The following is a 22433-nucleotide window of genomic DNA, read 5'->3' on the forward strand; positions in this document are numbered from 1 at the left end:
GCGCGCAAGCCGCGTCCTCCCCGGAGCGTCGGCGGCCGTTCGCCGTCCTCCCCCGGAGCGCCGGTCCCCCGCCGTAACGTGGTGTCCATGAACGTCTTCGGAGTGGACATCGGCGGGGCGGGGGTCAAGGGCGCTCCCGTTCGGCGGGTCGGGGATCAAGGGCGCTCCCGTGGACCTGGAGCGCGGCGATCTGACCGAGCCCCGCCACAAGGTACTGACCCCGCAGCCCGCGACGCCCTCGGACGTCGCGGGCTGTGTCGCGGAGGTCGTGGCGCACTTCGGCTGGTCGGGCCCGGTCGGGGTGACGTTCCCCGGCGTGGTGACGGGTTCGACGGTCCGTACGGCGGCCAATGTCGACAAGGGCTGGATCGACGTGGACGCGGCGGCGCTGCTGGGCGAGCGGCTCGGCGGCCTGCCGGTGACGGTGCTGAACGACGCGGACGCGGCGGGCGTCGCGGAGATGCGTTACGGCGCGGGCCGGGGCCGTAACGGCACGGTGATCATGCTGACGTTCGGCACGGGCATCGGCAGCGCGCTGTTCGTGGACGGGCGGCTCGTGCCCAACACGGAGCTGGGGCATCTGGAGCTGAACGGCAAGGAGGCGGAGAAGCACGCCTCGACCAAGGCCAAGGAGGACAAGGACCTCAGCTGGGAGGAGTGGGCGCACCGGGTGCGGAAGTACCTCGCGCACGTCGAGATGCTGTTCTCGCCCGAGCTGTTCATCGTGGGCGGCGGGGTGAGCCGCAAGGCGGAGAAGTTCCTGCCGCTGATCAAGAACGTACGGGCCGAGATCGTCCCCGCGCGGCTCCAGAACAACGCCGGGATCGTCGGCGCCGCCATGGCCGCGGCGGGCCGCTAGCCGTACGAAGCGGAAGCAGACGGCGGTGCGGCGCGGGCTCACCCGGCCGTACGGCGTGGACGCGGCGCCCCGTGGCGGGCGCCGCGCTCGCGTTCGGGCGGGCTCAGCCCTGCTCGGCCTTGAGCGCCGCGGCCATCTGCCCGAGCCGCTCGAAGGACGCCGTGCCGGTGACGACGGTCGTCACGCCCTCCTCGCGCAGCACGAGGGCGTCGTACTTGGGGCCCTCCCAGCGTTCCCAGGCCCGCCCCGCGACCGTCTGCGTCTTCCCCGTGTTCCGCGCGTCGTGGGTGACCTTGACGACGTGCCTCACCGGGGCGTCGGTGGACTGCTCGACCGCGACGTACTCGCGCTCCGGCGTCAGGAAGCCCAGGTGCCAGGCGTCCGCCTTGTGGCGGTCGTACGAGACGGACGTCGGCCGCCAGTCCTTGCCGAGGCCCTCGGGGGCCGCTACCGGGTAGGGCGCGGCGCGCTGGGCCGTCACCAGCTCCACGCGGTAGTCCACCGGCTTGATCGGGTCCGCCGTGTCGTCGTGCGGGACGAAGAGGTAGATCACCCCGGCGGCGGCGCAGATCACCGCCATCGACTGGAACATCCCGCGCACTGTCTGCTTGCCTCGCATACCTGCCACCCCCCTATGGTCGCATCAGGGCATCCCGCTCATACGTGGGCCCCTCTGCTCAATTTGTCGACGTACCGATAGAGTCGCAGCACCCTCTTCACCACCGGCCGTCGCCGTACAGAAAGGTGCGCTCCGATGACCGAGCACGCTCTGCCGTCCGAACTCGAGGTCTCGCCCGAGGCCCCCGACCGCAACCTCGCCCTGGAGCTGGTCCGGGTCACCGAGGCCGCCGCGATGGCCGCGGGCCGCTGGGTCGGCCGCGGCGACAAGAACGGCGCCGACGGCGCGGCCGTCCGGGCCATGCGCACCCTCGTCTCCACCGTCTCGATGAACGGCGTCGTCGTCATCGGCGAGGGCGAGAAGGACGAGGCCCCGATGCTCTTCAACGGCGAGCGGATCGGTGACGGGACCGGCGCCGAGTGCGACATCGCCGTGGACCCGATCGACGGGACGACGCTCACCGCGAAGGGCATGCCGAACGCGATCGCCGTGCTGGCGGCGGCCGACCGGGGCGCCATGTTCGACCCGTCCGCCGTCTTCTACATGGACAAGCTGGTCACCGGCCCGGAGGCGGCCGACTTCGTGGACATCGACGCCCCGGTGTCCGTGAACATCCGCCGCGTCGCCAAGGCGAAGAACACCGCGCCCGAGGACGTCACCGTCGTCATCCTGGACCGGCCGCGCCACGAGGGCATCGTCAAGGAGATCCGCGAGACGGGCGCCCGGATCAAGTTCATCTCGGACGGCGACGTCGCGGGCTCCATCATGGCGGTCCGCGAGGGCACCGGTGTGGACCTGCTGCTGGGCATCGGCGGTACGCCGGAGGGCATCATCAGCGCCTGCGCCATCAAGTGCCTGGGCGGCGTCATCCAGGGCAAGCTGTGGCCGAAGGACGACGCGGAGCGGCAGCGCGCGGTCGACGCGGGCCACGACCTGGACCGCGTGCTGTCCACGGACGACCTGGTCCGCGGCGACAACGTCTTCTTCGTCGCGACCGGCATCACCGACGGCGAGCTGCTGCGCGGCGTCCGCTACCGCTCCGAGACGGCCACCACCTCGTCGCTGGTGATGCGTTCGAAGTCCGGCACGATCCGGCAGATCGACTCGACGCACCGGCTGTCGAAGCTGCGCGCGTACAGCCAGATCGACTTCGACCGGGCGAAGTAGCCCGCGGGGCCGCCGGTTCGGCACGGCGGCCCGGCGGCAGGGCCACGCCGGAGGGCGGACCCGGGACGGGCGGTTTCCGGCCGGGGCCGACCGGGACGGCGATACGAAAAGGGGCGCTCCCAGTGCGGTGGGAGCGCCCCTTCCCGTGCGGGCCGTGCCGCGGGTCCGCCGTTACGTGCCCGTCCGCGTCGCCGCCCGGGCGGTCAGCCGGCGGCGGCGATCTGCTGTCCGGCCGACGCGGCCTTCTTCAGCTCCACGTCGCGGCGCCGGCGGCGGGCCAGCACCACGCGGCGCTCGGCGGCGGTCAGGCCGCCCCACACGCCATACGGCTCCGGCTGGAGCAGGGCGTGCTCGCGGCACTCGACCATGACGGGGCAGCGGGCGCAGACCCGCTTGGCGGCCTCCTCGCGGGCGAGCCGCGCGGCCGTGGGCTCCTTCGACGGGGCGAAGAACAGTCCCGCCTCGTCGCGGCGGCACACCGCCTCCGTGTGCCAGGGGCCCGCCTCGTCCTCCCGCGCCGGAACGCGCTGGGACGGGACGGCGGCGACCTGGAGGGGCTGATGCGGCAGTGGCAGCACGGTCTACTCCTGACGACGGCCTACACGGGCGAGAGAGACGATGCAGCAAGCCCTACCCGCTGTGCGCACGCCTATGCACTGCGTGGCACGGCCTTCCAGCCGGTGGGACGCGGTACGGCCGAAATTCGACGGTCGGCCGACGGCCGCCCCCGCGACCCCGGTGGTCTCAGTGGCCGAGGTGCTTGCGGAGCTTGTCGTGGAGCAGGTCGGCGACGCGCTTGCCGCGCTTGGGGCGGGCCTCCACGTTGCCGAAGACCGAGTAGCCGTTGACGACCACGACGGGGGCCTCCGGGTCCTCGGCCTCCGACGTCTTCACCTCGAAGTTGCCGAAGACGCCGCCGCCGGTGCCGCGCAGCGACACGTTCTCGGGGACGCGGATCTCCACGTTGCCGAACACCGAGGTGGCGTCGATGGTGGTGAGGCGCTGGGTGAAGGTGGCCTCGGTGAGGTCGATCTCGATGTTGCCGAAGAGGGAGAACGCGGTGGTGCGGGGCCCGATCCTGCGGCGGCCCCGGAGGGTGGTGCTGGAGAAGACGGCGACCAGCCGGTCCTCCTGGCCCGCGGCGCCGGCCGGGTCGTACGCCGCGGGCGCCGCGGCGGGGCGGGGCCCTGCGGGGGCGGTCTGGGCGGGCAGGTCGCTGACGATCGGTTCCAGCTCGGCGAGGGTCTTCGCCCGGTACACCGCGTCGATGCGCTCGCCGTGCTCCTCGGCGTCGAGCCGCCCCTCGGCCAGCGCGTTCCCGAGGATGTCGGCGACCCGGTCGCGGTCGGCGTCCGACGCGCGCATCGCCGGGGCGGACCCCGGGGCGGCGGACTGCGGGGCGCGGGGGTCGGGCTGCTTCTGGGGCTGCTTCTCGAGGTCCACGGCCTCAGCGTAGCGAAACGCGATAGATCGCGACTAGGGCTGGATGAGCCTTACCTCACAGCCGGGGGCGTGCGGCGGCGTTCTACGCTTGTGGACGCGTTGCCAAGGGAGGCCGCGCCGCTGTCTGCCGAGTGAGGAATGGCCGTCATGCCAGAGTTTGCGTACTCCGATCTGCTCCCCCTGGGAGAGGACACCACGCCGTACCGACTGGTGACCTCGGAGGGGGTGTCCACCTTCGAGGCCGACGGGCGGACGTTCCTCAAGGTGGAGCCGGAGGCGCTGCGCAAGCTCGCCGAGGAGGCCATCCACGACATCCAGCACTACCTGCGCCCCGCGCACCTCGCGCAGCTCCGGAAGATCATCGACGACCCGGAGGCGTCGGCGAACGACAAGTTCGTGGCGCTGGACCTGCTGAAGAACGCCAACATCGCCGCCGCCGGCGTCCTGCCGATGTGCCAGGACACCGGCACGGCGATCGTCATGGGCAAGCGCGGCCAGAACGTGCTGACCGGGGGCCGTGACGAGGAGGCCCTGTCGCGGGGCGTCTTCGACGCGTACACCAAGCTGAACCTGCGGTACTCGCAGATGGCGCCGCTGACCATGTGGGAGGAGAAGAACACCGGCTCCAACCTCCCGGCGCAGATCGAGCTGTACGCGACGGACGGCGGCGCGTACAAGTTCCTCTTCATGGCGAAGGGCGGCGGCTCGGCCAACAAGTCGTTCCTGTACCAGGAGACGAAGGCCGTCCTGAACGAGGCCTCCATGATGAAGTTCCTGGAGGAGAAGATCCGTTCCCTCGGCACGGCGGCCTGCCCGCCGTACCACCTGGCGATCGTCGTGGGCGGCACGTCCGCCGAGTTCGCACTGAAGACCGCCAAGTACGCCTCCGCGCACTACCTGGACGAGCTGCCCGAGGAGGGCTCGGTCCTCGGCCACGGCTTCCGCGACAAGGAGCTGGAGGAGAAGGTCTTCGAGCTGACGCAGAAGATCGGCATCGGCGCGCAGTTCGGCGGCAAGTACTTCTGCCACGACGTGCGCGTGGTGCGCCTGCCGCGCCACGGCGCGTCCTGCCCGGTCGCCATCGCCGTCTCCTGCTCGGCCGACCGCCAGGCCGTCGCGAAGATCACCGCCGAGGGCGTCTTCCTGGAGCAGCTGGAGACCGACCCGGCGCGCTTCCTGCCGGACACGACGGACGAGCAGCTCGCCGAGGAAGGCGACGTCGTCAGGATCGACCTGAACCAGCCGATGGACGACATCCTGGCCGAGCTGAGCAAGTACCCGGTCAAGACCCGCCTGTCGCTGACCGGCCCGCTGGTCGTGGCGCGCGACATCGCGCACGCCAAGATCAAGGAGCGGCTCGACGCGGGCGAGGAGATGCCGCAGTACCTGAAGGACCACCCCGTGTACTACGCGGGCCCGGCGAAGACGCCCGAGGGGTACGCCTCCGGGTCGTTCGGCCCGACGACGGCCGGGCGCATGGACTCGTACGTGGAGCAGTTCCAGGCGGCGGGCGGCTCGAAGGTCATGCTGGCGAAGGGCAACCGCTCCCAGCAGGTGACCGACGCGTGCGCCGCGCACGGCGGCTTCTACCTGGGCTCCATCGGCGGCCCGGCGGCGCGGCTGGCGCAGGACTGCATCAAGAAGGTCGAGGTCGTCGAGTACGAGGAGCTCGGCATGGAGGCGGTCTGGAAGATCGAGGTCGAGGACTTCCCGGCGTTCATCGTGGTGGACGACAAGGGCAACGACTTCTTCAAGGACCCGGCCCCGGCCCCGACGTTCACGTCGATCCCGGTACGCGGTCCCGGTCTCGGCTGACCCCGCGCGCGTGACGTGACCGAGAGCCCCCGGCGAGCCCGCCGGGGGCTCTCCCGTCTCCCCCGGGAGGGGTGGAGCCGCCTCGGCGACGGGCGGCGGCGCGCTGAACGGAGGCACGCCCCCGCGCGGTGCCGGGCACCGGGCGGAGGCGTGGCGTGCGTACGGGGATGTACGCGTGCGTACGGGTGTACGCGGTCGGGGGTCAGGCGAATCGCTGGTTCGCGGCGCCCGTGGTGCAGGGCTGGAGGCGCAGCGGGTCCTTGGCGGACGCGAGGGTGGCGCACAGGTGCGGGGCGGCGGCCGGGCGGAGGGTGCCCGCCTCGCGGACGAACTTCTGGTTGCCCGCGCCCGAGCAGTTCCAGACGATCAGGGCCGTGCCCGCGCTGTACCGGGACTCCGGCACGTCGAGGCAGCGGTCGTGGGTGAGCTCGGTGTGGACGGAGCCGCGCGCGGGGTCGTACCACCAGCCCTGGTTGCGGCCGCCGTGGCAGTCCCAGCCGACGACGGCGGTGCCGTTGCGGGTGGTGGCGCCGGTGACGTCCACGCAGGTTCCGGTGGCGGCGTTGCGGAGCGGGGCGAACTTGTCGTCCCAGGCGCCGGGGACGAGGACCGGCTTGCCGGTGGAGGCGGGGTCGGCGCAGCTCGCCTCGCGCACCCCGGCCGCGTGCAGCTGGGTCAGGCAGGACGCGAACGCGGCGTGGCCCGCCTTGTTGGGGTGGAAGGACTGGCGGACGGAGTTCTCGTCCCAGGGGAACTTGGACGTGTCCACGAAGAAGCCGCGCGCCCAGGCCTGGTCCATGCAGACCTCGTGGCCGTGGAAGAGGCGGGAGGCGTCGAGATAGACGGCGCCGGTGTTCGCGGCGGCGGTGCGAATGCCGCGCTCGAACGCGGGTACGGCGGTGTTGCGGCCCCAGGTCGTGTCGGAGTCGTACCCGAGGCCGCCGCAGGCGAGCTTGCCGGGGAAGTCGGGGTTGTCACGGAAGTCGGGGCCGATGGGGCTGGGGTAGCTCATCACCACGAGCCGGTAGTCGCCGTCGGCGTATCCGGCGTCGCGCATGACGGTGCGCAGGTCGCGGACGGTCTGCTCGACCTTGGGGACGAGGCCGTCGACGCGGTTCTGCCAGGTCGGCGCGTACTTCGGCTCGCAGGGGCCCTGGAGGAGGACGTACCGGGTGACACAGTCCGTCATGACGGGCCCGAACTGGAGGTCGTCGTTGGCCCCGGCGACGAGGAGGATCATCTTGACGCGGGTGTTGCGGGCCTTGACGGCGAGGTTGTCGCTCTGGACGAGTTCGTCGGCGTACTGCTTGGTGCCGCCGACGCGGATGTTCGGGGTGGCGGCGCCGGAGCAGGAGACGTTGTAGGTGACGTCGGCGGGGATGCCGGTGCGGTGGATCGCCGCGTCGGGTGAGCGGTGGCACCAGTTGTCGGGGCCGTCGGTGCCGGGCTCGTACACGCCGACGCCCTCGCCGGAGATCTCGCTGTCGCCGAGGGAGACGAGGGCGGTCTTGCGTTCGGTGAGGGGCCGCTCGTCGGGGCTGCCGTACAGGGCGGTGGCCTCGGCCGCGCGGACGCGTTCCAGCTCCGCGGGGAGCGGCGTGGAGCTGACGGTCCGTGCGGCGGTCGCCGCCGAGGGGGTGCCTGCCGCCGTCACGGGCGGGGCGGCGGCGGTTCCGCCGAGGGTGGCGGCGAGCGCGGCGACGGCTGCCGCGCATACGAGTTTCAGTCTGGTGCGCGCCATTGCGCCTCCTGGAAGTGGGGTTACCCACGGTTTTTACTGGCCGGTAAAGCACTTGGGAATAGAGCGAACAAGACAAGTGCTCAACTTTTACGGGAGGTTGGGACGATGACGGACACGAGCGGGCGGCGCGACGACGGCCTGAGCGGCGGCGGGAGCGGCGACGGCCTGGGCGGCGGGAGCGGCGGTTCCCGGGTCGAGCACGACTCGATGGGCGAGGTGCGGGTCCCCGTCCACGCCAAGTGGCGGGCGCAGACCCAGCGGGCGGTGGAGAACTTCCCCGTCTCCGGCCAGCGTCTGGAGCGGGCGCACATCGCGGCGCTGGCCCGGATCAAGGCGGCGGCGGCCACGGTGAACGCGGAGCTGGGCGTCCTGGACGCGGACATCGCCGAGGCGGTACGGGCGGCCGCGGCGGAGGTCGTGGAGGGCCGGTGGGACGACCACTTCCCGGTCGACGTCTTCCAGACCGGCTCGGGCACCTCGTCCAACATGAACATGAACGAGGTCCTCGCCACCCTCGCGACCGAGCGGCTCGGCGGCGGCCGGTCGGTCCACCCCAACGACCACGTCAACGCGTCGCAGTCGTCGAACGACGTGTTCCCCTCGTCCATCCACATCGCGGCGACCGCCGCCGTGACCGGTGAGCTGATCCCGGCGCTCGACCATCTGGCGGCCGCGCTGGGGCGAAAATCAGCCGAATTCGCGGAGGTCGTCAAGTCCGGCCGCACGCACCTGATGGACGCCACGCCGGTGACGCTCGGTCAGGAGTTCGGCGGCTACGCGGCGCAGGTGCGGTACGGCGTGGAGCGGCTGCGTGCCTCCCTGCCGCGCCTGGCGGAGCTGCCGCTGGGCGGTACGGCGGTCGGTACGGGCATCAACACGCCGCCCGGGTTCTCCGCCGCCGTCATCGCGGAGGTGGCGCGGGACACGGGGCTGCCGCTGACCGAGGCGCGCGACCACTTCGAGGCGCAGGGCGCGCGGGACGGGCTGGTCGAGACGTCGGGCCAGCTCCGTACGATCGCGGTCTCCCTCACCAAGATCGCCAACGATCTGCGGTGGATGGCGTCCGGGCCGCGCACCGGACTGGCCGAGATCAACCTGCCGGACCTCCAGCCCGGCTCGTCCATCATGCCGGGCAAGGTGAACCCGGTCGTCCCCGAGGCGGTCCTGATGGTCGCCGCGCAGGTCGTGGGCAACGACGCGACGGTGGCGACGGCGGGCGCGGCCGGGAACTTCGAGCTCAACGTGATGCTCCCGGTCATGGCGAAGAACCTGCTGGAGTCCATCCGCCTGCTCGCCAATGCGGCGCGGCTCCTCGCCGACCGCACGGTGGACGGGATCACCGCCAACGCCGAGCGGGCCCGCGAGTACGCCGAGTCGTCGCCGTCCGTGGTGACCCCGCTCAACCGGTACATCGGGTACGAGGAGGCGGCGAAGGTCGCCAAGCGGTCGCTGGCCGAGCGGAAGACGATCCGCGAGGTGGTGCTGGAGGGCGGGTACGTGGAGCGGGGCGATCTGACGCTCGAACAGCTCGACGAGGCTCTCGACGTCCTGCGGATGACCCGCCCCTGACCGCCGCCCCTGCCCGTACCGCCTCTGACCTGCGGTGTCGAACGGATGGGCGGTGATCCGTCCGTGACCTGGATCGCGGACGCGCCGCCGCGCGCGGCCCTAAGATCTGCGCATGACAGCGGAGACGACAGGTTCGGCGCCGGAGGCCGGGGCGGCGCCGCAGGCACAGTCCGTACCGGCCCCGGGGACGCAGGCCGCCCCCGTACCGGCACCGGGCGGGGCCGGTACGGGCGCGGGTGCCGCCGATCGCGTCCGGGTGCCGCGCTGGGCGCCCGGTGACCGGATCCTGTGGCGCTACCGGGACAACGGCGACGGCCACGTCCACATCTGCCGCCCGGTGACCGTCGTCCAGGACACCCCGGACCTGCTGGCCGTCTGGATGGCCCCCGGCACCGAGTGCGTCAGGCCCGTGCTGGCGGACGGCAGCCCCGTGTACGCGGAGCCGCTGGCCACCCGCTACACCGCGCCCCGCACCACCGCCCTCACCCGGTGGGCCGGCATGGGCGTGCTGAAGCTGGCCCGGCCCCAGGACCCGTGGTCGGTGTGGCTGTTCTGGGACGAGGGCTGGGAGTTCCGCAGCTGGTACGTCAACCTGGAGGCGCCGCGCGTGCGGTGGTCCGGGGGCGTGGACTCCGAGGACCACTTCCTCGACATCTCCGTCTACCCGGACCGCAGCTGGCTGTGGCGGGACGAGGACGAGTTCGCGGAGGCCCAGCGCGCCGGGCTCATGGACGCGGCCCAGGCTCGGCGGGTGCGGGAGGCGGGCGAGGCGGCCGTGGAGGTGATCCGGGCGTGGGGCCCGCCGTTCGCGGACGGCTGGGAGAACTGGCGCCCCGACCCGGGCTGGCCCGTTCCCGAGCTGCCGGCCGACTGGGATCACACCCCGGCGCGCATGGCACCGTGAGACCCTTGATACGCCCCTGGGGGGTAACCGTAGGATCGTCCTCCGCCGGGCGCCGACCAGGCACCGCAGCAGCAACGACCGAGTACGGAACAGGAACTGACCGTAAGTCACCTACGAGGGGGTGGAGCCGTGCCCGAGGTGCGCACGGGTCCGCCGTCCCTTGTCGACGCCGCGCTCAGAGCGGGTATAGCGCCTGACAGAGCGATTGCATCGCCCACCCGGCCCGGACGGACGGAATCCCACGCGTGACGGAGCATCCCACCTCCCACGAAGGCAGGCAGCCGCTCGCTGCCCGGCCGCAGGAACGCACCCGGCCCCGGCAGGAGGCCCCCGGGCCCGCCGACGACGCCGCCGTGGCCGCGCCCCCGCACGGCAGGCCGCACCCCGGCACCGGTCCCGTACCGGCCCAGCCGGGACCCGCGGCGCCGCCGGACGACCCGGACGGGCCCCGCACCGCCAACGCGGCGCGCGGGGCGTCCCGTACGGCCAGGTCCGCGTCCGCCACCCGCAGGGCTGCGGGCGCCGCGCACGGCGACGCCCAGGCGAGGGCCCGTACGGACGCCGAGCCGGAACGTCCCGCCACATGCGGCGCCCCGGGCGGCGGCGCCCCGGCGGGTGCCGCCGCCCGCGTGCCCGCGCAGTCCGACGCGCCCGCGGGCGACGGCGCTACAGGTGGCGGCCCGGCGGGCAGTGGTCCCGCGGGGGGCGGCGGGGCCGGTGGTGGTGGCACGGCGGCCTCCGCCGGTGTGCCGCAGGACCCGGTGGGGACCGCGCGGCGCGAGGGCGACCGGCTGCGGTTCGTGGGCGCGGCGACGCGGCGGATCGCGCGCGGCATCGACCTGGACGAGATCGTGCTGGGGCTGTGCCGGGCGACCGTGCCGACGTTCGCCGACGCGATCCTGGTGTACCTGCGCGACCCGCTGCCGGTCGGCGACGAGCGGCCCGTGGACCCGTTCGTACTGCGGCTGCGCCGCGCGGACCGGCTGCGTTTAACGGAGGACGACCCCGGTGACCTGGGCCTGCTTCCCGCGGGGACGGCCGTGGCGCCGGACGTCGAGCAGAGCCCGGCGGCCGAGCTGTGCGAGGTCCGCCCCGGCGGGCACCTGGCGGAGGTGCTGCGCGGGGTGCGGCCGGTGTTCGGCGACTCCGCGGCCGCCCGCGCCGCGCTGCCGGAACTGCTCGGCGAGGGGCCTTCCGTACCCGCCGGGCACCGGGCGATCCTCGCGCCGCTGCGCGGCCGCCGCCGGGTGATCGGCGCCGCCGTGTTCCTGCGCCGCCCGGACCGCGCCCCGTTCGAGCCGAACGACCTGCTGGTGGCGGCGCAGCTGGCCACGCACACGGCGCTCGGCATCGACAAGGCGGTGCTGTACGGGCGGGAGGCGTACATCGCCGACGAACTGCAGCGGACGATGCTCCCGGAGAACCTGCCGCAGCCGACCGGGGTGCGGCTGGCGTCGCGGTACCTGCCGGCCGCGGAGACCGCGCGGGTCGGCGGCGACTGGTACGACGCGATCCCGCTGCCCGGCAGCCGGGTCGCGCTCGTCGTGGGCGACGTCATGGGCCACTCCATGACCTCGGCCGCGATCATGGGGCAGCTGCGGACGACGGCGCAGACCCTCGCCGGGCTCGACCTGCCGCCGCAGGAGGTCCTGCACCACCTGGACGAGCAGGCGCAGCGGCTCGGCGAGAACCGCATGGCGACCTGCCTGTACGCGGTGTACGACCCGGTAGCGCACCGCATCACCATCGCCAACGCGGGCCATCCGCCGCCGATACTCCTCCACCTGGGCGGCCGGGCGGAGGTGCTGCGGGTCCCGCCGGGCGCGCCGATCGGCGTCGGCGGCGTGGACTTCGAGGCGGTCGAGCTGGACGCCCCCGCGGGCGCGACGCTGCTGCTGTACACGGACGGTCTGGTCGAGTCCCGGCTGCGGGACGTGTGGACCGGGATCGAGCAGCTGCGGGAGCGGCTCGCGGCGACCGCGCAGCTCACGGGCCCGGACCATCCGCCGCCGCTGGAGGCGCTCTGCGACGACGTGCTCGACATGCTCGGGCCCGGCGACCGGGACGACGACATCGCGCTGCTGGCGGCCCGCTTCGACGGGATAACGCCGAGCGACGTGGCGTACTGGTTCCTGGAGCCGGAGGACGCGGCGCCGGGCCGGGCCCGCAGGCTGGCCCGCAGGGCGCTGGCCCGCTGGGGCCTGGAGGAGCTCAACGACTCGGTGGAGCTGCTGGTCAGCGAGGTCGTCACCAACGCCGTGCGGTACGCGTCGCGGCCGGTGACGCTGCGGCTGCTGCGCACCGACGTGCTGCGCTGCGAGGTGGGCGACGACTCGCCGCAGCTGCCGCGGCAGCGGCGGGCGCGGGACACCGACGAGGGCGGGCGCGGCCTGTTCCTGGTGAACCGGCTGGCGCGCCGGTGGGGTGCGACACGGCTGTCCACCGGGAAGGTCGTCTGGTTCGAGCTGCCGACGCGGTCCTGAGGCGTCGAACGACGAAAGGGGGGCGGCCGGTGCCCTGGCGGGCTTCCGGCCACCTCCCCTCGTCGGTTCGGTTACTGCCTGGGCTTGTCGTTGACGAAGCCGGGGTCCGTGACCGGGTCCGTGCCCGGGTCGCCGCTGCCGCCCGGATCGGGACTCGCCGACGCGGAGGACGACGGGGACTGCGTGGGTGGGGTCGGCTCGTCGGCCGTCGGGCTCTGCGAGGTCGGCGTACCACCGGTCGGCGCGCTGGAGGACGGCGAGCTCGTCGGCTCGTCCGGCTCGTCGCTCGGCGAAGCGGACGGCGACGCGCTCTCGGAGGCCGAGGTGCTGGGCTCCGGCTCGGGCCCCGCGACCTCCAGGACGTCCAGGTCGAACCGCGCGTCGGAGCCGCCGCCGAGGGCGTCCAGCGTGTAGTCGGCCCAGATGCGGGCGGGGAAGCCGCCGCCGTTGGCGCGGCCCGAGTTGGCGGTGCCGGTCAGCGTGACCTGGGTGCCCTTCTCGGCGTCCTCGCCGAACAGGGCGACGACGGTTGCCAGTTCGGGCGTGTACCCGGCGAACCACGCGGACTTGTTGTTCTCCGACGTACCGGTCTTGCCCGCCGCCTGGTACGCGGAGGTGTTCGCGGCGCGGCCGGAGCCCTCCTTGACGACGCCGGTCAGGACGGAGGTGACCGTGTCGGCGGTCTGGCGGCTGATGACCTGCGGGCCGATCGGCTCGGCGGGCTCGACCGCGCGGTCCTTGTGCTCCGCGGACTTCACGATCGACGGTGTGACCTTCTTGCCGTGGTTGTCGAGCGTGGCGTACACCCCGGCCATGTCCCAGGTGGAGGCGCCCATGACGCCCAGCGACATCGCGGGCGCCTCCACGAACGCCTCGCTGTCCTTCATGCCGAGGTCGAGGGCGGTCTTCTTCACCTTGCCCGGGCCGACGTCCACGATCATCTGCGCGAACACCGAGTTGATCGACTTGTTCATGGCGCGCTGGACGGTGACCGGGCCGTAGCTGCGGTCGTCCTCGTTCTCCGGGGAGAACGGGGTGTCGCTGCCCTCGACGGGACGGCGGCTGGTGCCGTCGTACACCGTGTTGACGCCGATCCGGCGGCCGTCCTGCGTCTCCGAGGCGTTCTCCAGGGCGGAGGCGAGGACGAGCGGCTTGAACGTGGAGGCCGGCTGGTAGTCGCGGCGCGTGGCGTTGGACATCCAGTGCTCGGTCGCGCCGACGCCGCCGTACAGGGCGACGACGTGCCCCGTCTTCGGATCGACGGAGGTCGCGCCCGCCTGGACGGTGGAGTCCACCTTGTCGCCGTCGCGGTCGAGCTTGCTCTCCAGCTGCTCGTCGACGGCCTCGACGAGCTCCTTCTGGCGCTTCTTGTCGACGGTGAGGGTGATCGTCCAGCCGCCCGCGGTGATGTGCTCCTCGGGGACGCCCTGGCGGATCAGCTCCTGGTTGGCGGCGGCGACCAGGTAGCCGGTCTGGCCCTCCATGCCGGGGGCGGGCCTGGGCGCCTGCGGCTCGGGGAAGTCCATGCCGGCGCGCTCGGCCGGGTCGAGCCACCTCTCCTCGACCATGTTGTCCAGGACGTAGTTCCAGCGCTCGGTGACCAGCTTGCGGCCGGTGGGCGTCGCGGACGTCCAGTCGTACTGGCTGGGCGCCTGGAGCAGCGCGGCGAGGTAGGCGCCCTGCTCGACGGTCAGCTTTCCGGCGTCGACGCCGTAGTACGCCTGCGCGGCTGCCTGGATGCCGTAGGCGCCGCGGCCGTAGTAGCTGGTGTTGAGGTACCCGGCGAGGATCTCGTCCTTGCTCTTGCGCTGGTCCACCTTGAGGGAGATCACCAGCTCCTTGAGCTTGCGGGAGACGGTCTGGCTCTGGTCCAGGTAGTAGTTCTTGACGTACTGCTGGGTGATGGTCGAGCCGCCCTGCTTGCCCTTGCCGGTGACCGTGTTGATCACGCCGCGGGCGGTGCCCTTGAAGTCGACGCCGGAGTCCTCGTAGAAGGTCTTGTTCTCCGCCGCGACGAAGGCCTTCTCGACCGGGTCGGGGATCTTGTCGAGGCCGACGATGGAGCGGTTGACCTTGCCGCTGCGGGCGAGGATCGAACCGTCGGAGTACTTGTAGACGTTGCTCTGGAGCACCGCCTCGGCGTTGGCGGTGGGGACCGGTACGAGCAGGTAGACGGCGTAGAAGCCGCCCATCGACAGCAGGCAGAACACGAAGAACGTGCCCAGCAGCTTCCGCCAAGTGAAGAAGCGGCGTATGCCTCCGCGACTCCCCTGTTCCCGGCGCGCCCCGCGCTGCCGGGACCGTCGCGCTTCCCCTCGGCCCATGGCTCCGTCGCTCCCGTTGGTCGATGTTCGTCCGGTTGGTCCGTCGCGTTCCGGTCCCCACGCCCGGATCAGCTCAGCAAGCTAACCCGCGGCAGCCGACGTAGACCAACGGGTCCTGTCTTTTCCGGACGTGAGAATCAGCACCCGTTCCCACAGGAACCGACTCACGGGGGGTGGACAAGGTTGCGAGAAGCGATAAAGTGATATCACTTTGCTTCATCGGAGAGAGCATGGGGAACGGGGGGATCATGTCCAAGACGACGGGTGCGAGCACGGCCCCGGTCGCGGGTGCGGCCACGGGGGCCGCGGGTTCGGTGGCCGCGGAGGCGGCGCGTCCGCGGGTGCGGGAGTTCACGGCGTACAGCGTGGGCGGGGGTGTCGCGCTGCTGTCCGGCCTGGTCGGGCTTGCGGCGGGGGTGTGCCTCGTCGTCGCGGGGACGGCGGTCCCGGAGGACACGTCGACGGCCGCGCGGGCCGGTCTGATCGCGCTGGGGGTCGTGGTGGGCCTCGGGGCGCTGTTCGCGATGTGCGGGCTGAACATGGTGGCGCCCGGCGAGGCGCGGGTGGTGCAGCTGTTCGGGCGGTACCGGGGCACGGTCCGCACGGACGGGCTGCGCTGGGTGAACCCGCTGACGTCCCGGGTGGCGATCTCGACGCGCGTGCGGAACCACGAGACGGCCGTCATGAAGGTCAACGACGCGTACGGCAACCCGATCGAGCTGGCCGCGGTCGTCGTGTGGCGGGTGGAGGACACGGCGCAGGCCATGTTCGAGGTGGACGACTTCGAGCAGTTCGTCTCCACGCAGACGGAGGCGGCGGTCCGGCACATCGCGATCGAGTACCCGTACGACGCGCACGACGAGGAGGGCCTGTCGCTGCGCGGCAACGCCGAGGAGATCACCGAGAAGCTCGCGGCGGAGCTCCACGCGCGCGTGGAGGCGGCGGGTGTCCGCGTCATCGAGTCGCGCTTCACGCACCTCGCGTACGCTCCGGAGATCGCCTCGGCGATGCTCCAGCGGCAGCAGGCCGGTGCCATGGTGGCGGCCCGGCAGAAGATCGTGGAGGGCGCGGTCGGCATGGTCGAGCTGGCCCTGGACCGGATCGCGGAGCGCGACATAGTGGAACTGGACCCGGAGCGGAAGGCGGCCATGGTCTCCAACCTGATGGTGGTGCTGTGCGGTGACCGCTCGGCCCAGCCGATCGTCAACACGGGCACGCTCTACCAGTGACGGCCCGCCGCGAGCGCAAGCAGGTACTCCTCCGCCTCGACCCGGCGGTGTACGAGGCGCTGGCGCGCTGGGCGTCGGACGAGCTGCGCAGTGCGAACTCCCAGATCGAGTTCCTGCTGCGCAGGGCCCTGGCGGAGGCCGGCCGCCTCCCGGCCGCCCCGGCGCCCCTGCCCCGCCGGGGCCGCCCGCCGAAACAGACCCCGCCGCCGGAGGGCGGTCCGGCCCGGGAGCCGCCCGAGCCCCGGCGCGGGGGCGGCGAGTAGCGCCGTACGGGGGGCGAGCGGGGTGGGCGGCTGAGGCTGCCCGCCCCGCTCGGGCGCCGCTGTGGGCCGGCGGGCTTGCGGCGCGTCGGCATCCGGGGCTCGGCGGCCCGAGAGGCGGGGCGGCGCGTCGGTGTACCGGGCTCCGCCGGACCGGTGAGGCGCGGCGTAGGTACCCGGGGTGCGGGGCGTCGGTGAGCCGTTCGCCGGGGCTCATGGGCGCGGGAGGAACCGGGCCGGGAGCCGGGGCGTCGTCGTGAGCGGGGGCAGGGCGGCGGCGGACACGGACGTGCGGGACGGGGGTGGCCGGTGGTGCGGGGGGTCGGATGGGGGCGGGACGCCCGGGGGCGGTCGGCCTGGACGCGCGGGCGCGTCGTGGCGGGGGCCGCCGCGCTCGTCGCCTGGCTGATCGTCTTCCACGCGACCGTGCCCGATCTGCCCGGGCGCCCGGGAAGCCTGCTGGAGACGTTCCTGCCGTGGCTGGGGCTGGCCGTGCCGGTGCTCGTGGGCGCCGCGCTCGTGCGGCGCTCGGCCACCGCGCTGCTCGCGGCGCTGCTGCCGCTGATGGCCTGGGGCGGGCACTTCGGGGTGCTGCTGCTGCCCGGCCCCGGCGAACGGCACGACCTCACGGTGGTCCAGCACAACGTCAGCGACGAGAACCCCGACCCTGCCGGTACGGCACGCGCGCTGGCGGCCGCACGCCCGGACCTGATAGCCCTCCAGGAGGTCACACGGGAGGCGCTGCCCGCGTACCGGGCGGCGCTCTCGGCCCAATACCCGCACCACGAGGTGCGCGGCACGGTCGGCCTCTGGTCGGCGCACCCCCTCACCGACGTGCGCGCCCTGGACATCCGGCCGCACGGCGTGGACGAGGGGTGGCGGCGCGGACTGCGGGCCACGGCGGCCACCTCGCGCGGTGAGGTCGCCGTGTACGTGGCGCACCTGCCGTCCGTACGGCTCACCGCGCGGCACGGTTTCGACGCGGCCCGCCGGGACGAGAGCGCGGAGCTGCTGGGCGCCGCCCTCGCCGCCGAACGGCTGGACCGGGTGGTGCTGCTCGGCGACCTCAACGGCACGGTGGACGACCGGGGGCTGCGGCCCCTGACCTCGCGCCTCGACACGGCGGGCACGGGGCTGGCGTTCAGCTGGCCCGCGTCGGCGCCGCTCGCCCGTATCGACCAGGTCCTGGCCCGCGGCAGCGAGGTCACCCACGTCTGGACACTGCCCCCGACCGGCTCCGACCACCTGCCGGTCGCCGCCCGCCTCGTCCACGGGTAGCGACGGGTGAGCGGGGCGGACGCCGGGCACGCCCCGCCCGCCTCCGCTCGCGTGAGTCCCGTCGGTCCACCCGCCCCGCGCCTACCGGGCGTCCGCCGACAGCACCCGTACCGGCAGTGACGCCAGGGCGCCGCGCAGGGCCTCGGCGAGCTCCTGGAACTCGGCCGCCCTGGCCGCTCCCGTGCGCATCGCGAGGGCGACCCGGCGCGACGGGGCCGGGTCCGCGAAGTGGCCCGTCACCAGGCTCGGGTTGCGCCCGGTCTCGACCTTCACCGCCGTACGCGGCAGCAGCGTCACGCCAAGCCCGCCCGCGACCAGCTGCACCAGCGTCGAGAGACCCGCCGCCGTCGTGGTGACCGCCGCGCCGTCCGTGCGCCCGGCCTCCCGGCAGATGTCGAGGGCCTGGTCGCGCAGGCAGTGCCCCTCGTCCAGCAGCAGCAGATGCAGCTCCCGCAGGGCGTCGCGCGGGATGTCGGTACGGCCGCCCAGCGGATGGTCGTCGGGCGTGACCAGCACGAAGTCCTCGTCGAACAGCGGCAGCTCCGTGATACCCGGCACGCCCAGCGGCACCGCGAGGAGCAGCACGTCGAGCCGCCCGGACGCCAGCCCCTCCAGCAGCGAGTACGTCTGCTCCTCGTGGACCTGGAGGTCCAGGTCCGGGTACCGGCCGTGGACCAGCCGCAGGACCGTCGGCAGCAGATAGGGCGCGACCGTCGGGATCACCCCGAGCCGCAGCACGCCCGTGAACGGAGCCCGTACGGCCTCCGCCTCCTCCAGCAGCTCCCCGACCGCGTCCAGCACCGCCTTGGCGCGGACCGCGAGCCGCTCCCCCGCCGGTGAGAGCAGCACCTTACGCGTCGTACGCTCAAGGAGCTGGACACCGAGTGCCTCTTCGAGAGCCGAAACCGCGCCCGAGAGCGCGGGCTGGCTCATGCCTATGGCGGCGGCGGCGTCCCGGAAGTGGAGATGTTCGGCGACCGCGGCGAACGCCCGGAGCTGCGCCAGACTCGGCTGTTTACCCTTTTGTGCGGAATTATGTGCGGACTGTGCGGGGGAGACCACTGATAACCACCTTCGATCAACGCGACCCAGTCTAGCTATTTCACTGATCAATGCACGCCGTGCCATGCTGGCGGTCGTCCAACCTCCACGGATGTCCTCACAAGGGACGTCCCCGCCACTAGGAGAGCGTGTGCTCACTGTCGGTGACCAGTTCCCCACGTACGACCTGACCGCCTGTGTGTCGCTCGAGAGCGGCAAGGAGTTCGCGCAGATCGACCACAAGTCCTACGAGGGCAAGTGGCGCGTGGTGTTCTTCTGGCCGAAGGACTTCACCTTCGTGTGCCCGACCGAGATCGCCGCGTTCGGCAAGCTGAACGACGAGTTCGCGGACCGCGACGCCCAGATCCTCGGCGTCTCGGGCGACTCGGAGTTCGTCCACCACGCCTGGCGCAAGGACCACGCCGACCTGCGTGACCTGCCCTTCCCGATGCTCGCCGACTCCAAGCACGAGCTGATGCAGGCGTGCGGCGTCGAGGGCGAGGACGGCTTCGCGCAGCGCGCCGTCTTCATCGTCGACCCGAACAACGAGATCCAGTTCGCCATGGTGACCGCCGGCTCCGTGGGCCGTAACCCCAAGGAGGTCCTGCGGGTCCTGGACGCCCTCCAGACCGACGAGCTGTGCCCCTGCAACTGGACCAAGGGCGAGGACACCCTCGACCCGGTCAAGCTGCTGGCCGGCGAGTAACCAACCGGAACGAGTGAATCACCATGTCTCTTGACGCCCTGAAGTCCGCCATCCCGGACTACGCGAAGGACCTGAAGCTGAACCTCGGCTCGGTCATCGGCAACAGCGACCTCCCGCAGCAGCAGCTGTGGGGCACCGTCCTGGCGTGCGCGATCGCCTCGCGCTCCCCGAAGGTGCTGGCGGAGCTGGAGCCGGAGGCGAGGGAGAACCTCAAGCCCGAGGCGTACGAGGCGGCCAAGTCGGCCGCCGCCATCATGGCGATGAACAACGTCTTCTACCGGACGCGTCACCTCCTCTCCGACCCGGAGTACGGCACGATGCGCGCCGGTCTGCGGATGAACGTCATCGGCAACCCGGGCGTGGAGAAGGTCGACTTCGAGCTGTGGTCGCTCGCGGTCTCCGCGATCAACGGCTGCGGCCAGTGCCTCGACTCGCACGAGCAGGTGCTGCGCAAGGCGGGTATGGAGCGCGACACGATCCAGGAGGCGTTCAAGATCGCCGCGGTCATCCAGGCGGTCGGCGCGACGCTGGACGCGGAAGCGGTCCTGTCCGCCGCCGAGTAATCGGCCGGCCGTACGCGACAGACATGGAAGGGGCCCCACCGGCATCGACTGCCGGTGGGGCCCCCTTCCATGTCCGCCGCGCTACCGGGCCCCGGACGACGGGGTGGCCGGGTGGTCCGGGGGCGGCGCGGACCTCAGGCGCTTCAGCAGTTCCCGCGCGTCCTCGACCAGGAACTCCTTCACCCCGTCGAGCGGCGCGTGCGTCGGCTGTCCCGGCGGTGGGCCCGTGTCGTCGACGTACTCCGCGATCGTGCTGACGGACAGGGCGAGCACGACGGGCCCGTCCAGGACGAGGAGATCGGCGTACGTTCCGCCGCTGACGCTGAAGTACGCCTTCTCGCCCAGCCCCGGCACCGGTTCCGGAGCGGGCTCGCCCGAGGTGTAGGGCTCGCGGTGCAGCGCCTCGAACTCCGGGCCCGGGTCGGTCTTCCGGTGCAGCTCGTAGCGGAGGCTCACCTCGTACGCGGTCGGGTGCTCGCCCAGGTGCACCGAGCAGTACGACCGGTCGAGCGCCGGGTGCGTGTACGCCTGCGCGTCCGTGGTGGCGCCGCGCTTGCCGAGCGCGGTGACCAGCGCCGACAGCGGCGCCTCGGCGCACAGGGAGGGTGCCGTCCGGTAGCCGTCGAGGTCCGGGCCGCCCGTCCGGTACGCGGCGAGGCCGCCCGCCCACAGCACGGACGCGCCCAGGGCCCCGGCGAGCGTCCACACCCAGGGCCGCCGGTACCGTTCCCAGCGCGCCCCGCCCGCCGGGGCTCCGCCCTCGCGCGGGTGGGAGCCGTACGGGGCGCCGCCCCCGGTCCCGTACGGGCCGCCGCCCTCAAGACCGCCGCCGCCCGAGCCGTACGGGATGCCGTCCCGGCCCGGTCCGTGCGGGTCCGGGTGCGGCGTGCCGGGGCGCAGGGGCTCACCGGCGTCGTCGAGGAGTTCGGGTTCGGATATCACTCGGTATCCGGCCGCTCTTGCCCGCCGGTCGCGGCTCCGCCCGGTGCGCCTCCCCCGGTCACGGTCCCGCCCGGCGGGGGTCCGACCGCCGGGACGGTGGCGAGGCGGCGCAGGACCTGCTCCTCGCTGTACGCGCGCAGGAAGCCGACGACCGTGTTGGTGACGGCGACCAGGGGGACGGCCACGACGGCGCCGCCGATGCCCGCGACGAGCCCGCCCGCGGCGACGGCCAGCACGACGGCCAGCGGATGCACCCGCACGGCCCGGCCGAGGATGAACGGCTGGAGGACGTGCCCCTCGATCTGCTGCACGGCGAGCACCACGAGGAGGACCATCAGCGCCGTGAACACGCCGTTGGTGACGAGCGCGACGACCACCGCGAGGGCGCCGGAGATCACCGCGCCGACCAGCGGGATGAAGGCGAACAGGAAGATGAACACGCCGAGCGGGACGGCGAGCGGCACGTCGAGGAAGTAGATGCCGAGCCCGATGAAGATGGCGTCGATCAGCGCGACGATGACCGTGCCGCGCACATACGCGGTGAGGGTGCGCCAGGCGCGCGGCCCCGCGCCCGCGACGCCGGGGCGTGCCTGGGCGGGCACCAGCTTGAGGAACCACTGCCAGACCTTCTTCCCGTCGTAGAGCAGGAAGAGGGTGGAGAACATCGCGAGCAGTATCCCGGTCATCACCTCGACCATGACGGTGACGCCGGTGAGACCGGCGGAGGTGATCTCCTCGGTGTTGGTGCCGATCGTGTCGCTGAGGTTCTCCGCGATCTCGTTGATCTGACTCTCGGTCACATGGAACGGGCTGTCGAGCGCCCAGCGCTTCAGCTCCTCGATGCCGTCCCGCACGCGCGCGGAGACGTTGCCGAGGTTGTCCATGACCTGCCAGACGACGAACCAGCCGACGAGGCCCATGATGACGAAGCCGGTGACGGCGGTGAGGGCCGTGGCGAGCCCGCGCGGCAGCCCGAGCCCCTTCAGCCGGCTGACGGTCGGCTGGAGCAGGGCGGTGATGAGGAGCGCGGCGACGAAGGCGAGCACGACCAGCTGCACCGCGCTGATGACCTTCATGACCACCCACAGCGTCCCGGCGAGGACGAGCAGCCGCCAGCCCGCCTCGGCGGCGACGCGCATCCCCCAGGGGACGGCGGCCGCGGGGTCGGGGCGGGCGGCGACGGCGGGCGCGTACGCGGGGGGCGCGGGCACGATGCCGGGCCCTGGACTGTCCGCGGGCACCGCCCCGGAGGCGTCCGTGGGGCCCGGTGCCGCGGCGGACGGCTTGCCCGGCAGGGCGCCGGAGGGGGGTACGCCGATCGCGGCGTCGGTCTCCGCCTCCGCCTCCGCCTCCGCCTGTGCGCGGCGCTCCTCCAGCCGCTGTCCCATCCGGCTCAGTCCGGCACCCAGCCGGCCGAGCCACCCTGGCACTCTCGACATGACCTTCCCTGCTCCCCCCACCAGTCCCCCGGTTCTCCGGCTACCCGACCG

The 22433-nt window shown here is 72.9% G+C and carries 19 protein-coding genes; 11 read left to right on the forward strand and 8 right to left on the reverse strand.

The annotated features are described in order from the left end of the window. The first annotated feature begins 169 nt into the window (after nt 1-169). Nucleotides 170-859: a polyphosphate--glucose phosphotransferase gene (gene ppgK / locus J116_RS09000; protein ID WP_023586760.1), complete on the forward strand. Its 690-nt coding sequence runs from the start codon at nt 170-172 to the stop codon at nt 857-859. A gap of 103 nt (nt 860-962) precedes the next feature. Here ppgK and J116_RS09005 read toward each other — a convergent pair whose 3' ends face one another. Continuing rightward, complete coding sequence (locus tag J116_RS09005) at nt 963-1478, reverse strand: DUF4245 domain-containing protein (protein WP_201258843.1); 516 nt, start codon at nt 1476-1478, stop codon at nt 963-965. A 135-nt stretch (nt 1479-1613) separates the two neighbouring features. Between J116_RS09005 and glpX the strand changes: the two genes are divergently transcribed. Further along, nucleotides 1614-2645 carry a class II fructose-bisphosphatase gene (gene glpX, locus J116_RS09010; RefSeq protein ID WP_023586762.1) on the forward strand — a complete coding sequence of 344 codons (1032 nt, stop codon included), beginning with the start codon at nt 1614-1616 and terminating at the stop codon, nt 2643-2645. Between the two features lie 203 nt (nt 2646-2848). On the opposite strand, the gene J116_RS09015 is transcribed toward glpX, so the two are convergent. Beyond that, nucleotides 2849-3223 carry a WhiB family transcriptional regulator gene (locus J116_RS09015; RefSeq protein ID WP_023586763.1) on the reverse strand — a complete coding sequence of 125 codons (375 nt, stop codon included), beginning with the start codon at nt 3221-3223 and terminating at the stop codon, nt 2849-2851. Nucleotides 3224-3389: 166 nt separating this feature from the next. Beyond that, nucleotides 3390-4088 (reverse strand): DUF1707 SHOCT-like domain-containing protein, encoded by a 699-nt coding sequence (locus J116_RS09020; RefSeq protein ID WP_023586764.1) that lies wholly within the window; start codon nt 4086-4088, stop codon nt 3390-3392. Between the two features lie 138 nt (nt 4089-4226). Here J116_RS09020 and J116_RS09025 point away from each other — a divergent pair, with 138 nt between their 5' ends. After that, on the forward strand, nt 4227-5903 hold the full coding sequence (locus J116_RS09025; RefSeq protein WP_023586765.1) for a fumarate hydratase: 1677 nt from the start codon (nt 4227-4229) through the stop codon (nt 5901-5903). Nucleotides 5904-6105: 202 nt separating this feature from the next. Here J116_RS09025 and J116_RS09030 read toward each other — a convergent pair whose 3' ends face one another. Beyond that, entirely contained in the window at nt 6106-7644 is a 1539-nt protein-coding gene (locus J116_RS09030; protein ID WP_023586766.1) for a ricin-type beta-trefoil lectin domain protein, read from the reverse strand. A gap of 105 nt (nt 7645-7749) precedes the next feature. Between J116_RS09030 and J116_RS09035 the strand changes: the two genes are divergently transcribed. From J116_RS09035 to J116_RS09045, 3 genes are all read left to right on the forward strand, one after another. Continuing rightward, nucleotides 7750-9213 carry a class II fumarate hydratase gene (locus tag J116_RS09035; protein ID WP_023586767.1) on the forward strand — a complete coding sequence of 488 codons (1464 nt, stop codon included), beginning with the start codon at nt 7750-7752 and terminating at the stop codon, nt 9211-9213. Between the two features lie 112 nt (nt 9214-9325). Then, nucleotides 9326-10117: a cytidylyl-2-hydroxypropylphosphonate hydrolase gene (fomD, locus tag J116_RS09040; protein ID WP_023586768.1), complete on the forward strand. Its 792-nt coding sequence runs from the start codon at nt 9326-9328 to the stop codon at nt 10115-10117. Nucleotides 10118-10362: 245 nt separating this feature from the next. Continuing rightward, a complete protein-coding gene (locus J116_RS09045) occupies nt 10363-12600 on the forward strand; it encodes a SpoIIE family protein phosphatase (RefSeq protein WP_023586769.1) in 2238 nt (745 codons plus the stop codon). A gap of 71 nt (nt 12601-12671) precedes the next feature. On the opposite strand, the gene J116_RS09050 is transcribed toward J116_RS09045, so the two are convergent. Next, entirely contained in the window at nt 12672-14924 is a 2253-nt protein-coding gene (locus tag J116_RS09050; RefSeq protein WP_023586770.1) for a transglycosylase domain-containing protein, read from the reverse strand. A gap of 248 nt (nt 14925-15172) precedes the next feature. Here J116_RS09050 and J116_RS09055 point away from each other — a divergent pair, with 248 nt between their 5' ends. The 3 genes from J116_RS09055 (at nt 15173) to J116_RS09065 (ending at nt 17691) form a co-directional block, all read left to right on the forward strand. Then, a complete protein-coding gene (locus tag J116_RS09055) occupies nt 15173-16153 on the forward strand; it encodes an SPFH domain-containing protein (RefSeq protein WP_079147879.1) in 981 nt (326 codons plus the stop codon). Then, nucleotides 16150-16416, forward strand: a complete 267-nt coding sequence (locus J116_RS09060) for a hypothetical protein (RefSeq protein WP_023586772.1) — start codon at nt 16150-16152, stop codon at nt 16414-16416. The genes J116_RS09055 and J116_RS09060 overlap by 4 nt, the downstream gene beginning before the upstream one ends. A gap of 309 nt (nt 16417-16725) precedes the next feature. Continuing rightward, a complete protein-coding gene (locus tag J116_RS09065) occupies nt 16726-17691 on the forward strand; it encodes an endonuclease/exonuclease/phosphatase family protein (protein WP_051203689.1) in 966 nt (321 codons plus the stop codon). Between the two features lie 81 nt (nt 17692-17772). Here the strand turns inward: J116_RS09065 and J116_RS09070 are convergent, their stop codons facing one another. Continuing rightward, nucleotides 17773-18753 carry a hydrogen peroxide-inducible genes activator gene (locus tag J116_RS09070; RefSeq protein ID WP_023586774.1) on the reverse strand — a complete coding sequence of 327 codons (981 nt, stop codon included), beginning with the start codon at nt 18751-18753 and terminating at the stop codon, nt 17773-17775. A gap of 130 nt (nt 18754-18883) precedes the next feature. Here J116_RS09070 and J116_RS09075 point away from each other — a divergent pair, with 130 nt between their 5' ends. Together J116_RS09075 and J116_RS09080 are read left to right on the forward strand one after the other, a co-directional pair. Beyond that, nucleotides 18884-19438 (forward strand): peroxiredoxin, encoded by a 555-nt coding sequence (locus J116_RS09075; RefSeq protein ID WP_023586775.1) that lies wholly within the window; start codon nt 18884-18886, stop codon nt 19436-19438. A 23-nt stretch (nt 19439-19461) separates the two neighbouring features. Further along, entirely contained in the window at nt 19462-20001 is a 540-nt protein-coding gene (locus J116_RS09080; RefSeq protein ID WP_023586776.1) for an alkyl hydroperoxide reductase, read from the forward strand. A gap of 81 nt (nt 20002-20082) precedes the next feature. On the opposite strand, the gene J116_RS09085 is transcribed toward J116_RS09080, so the two are convergent. After that, complete coding sequence (locus J116_RS09085) at nt 20083-20943, reverse strand: hypothetical protein (RefSeq protein WP_023586777.1); 861 nt, start codon at nt 20941-20943, stop codon at nt 20083-20085. After that, nucleotides 20940-22382: an AI-2E family transporter gene (locus tag J116_RS09090; protein WP_023586778.1), complete on the reverse strand. Its 1443-nt coding sequence runs from the start codon at nt 22380-22382 to the stop codon at nt 20940-20942. The genes J116_RS09085 and J116_RS09090 overlap by 4 nt, the downstream gene beginning before the upstream one ends. Nucleotides 22383-22433 lie beyond the last annotated feature (51 nt).

This window comes from Streptomyces thermolilacinus SPC6, assembly GCF_000478605.2.
Classification (GTDB): domain Bacteria; phylum Actinomycetota; class Actinomycetes; order Streptomycetales; family Streptomycetaceae; genus Streptomyces; species Streptomyces thermolilacinus.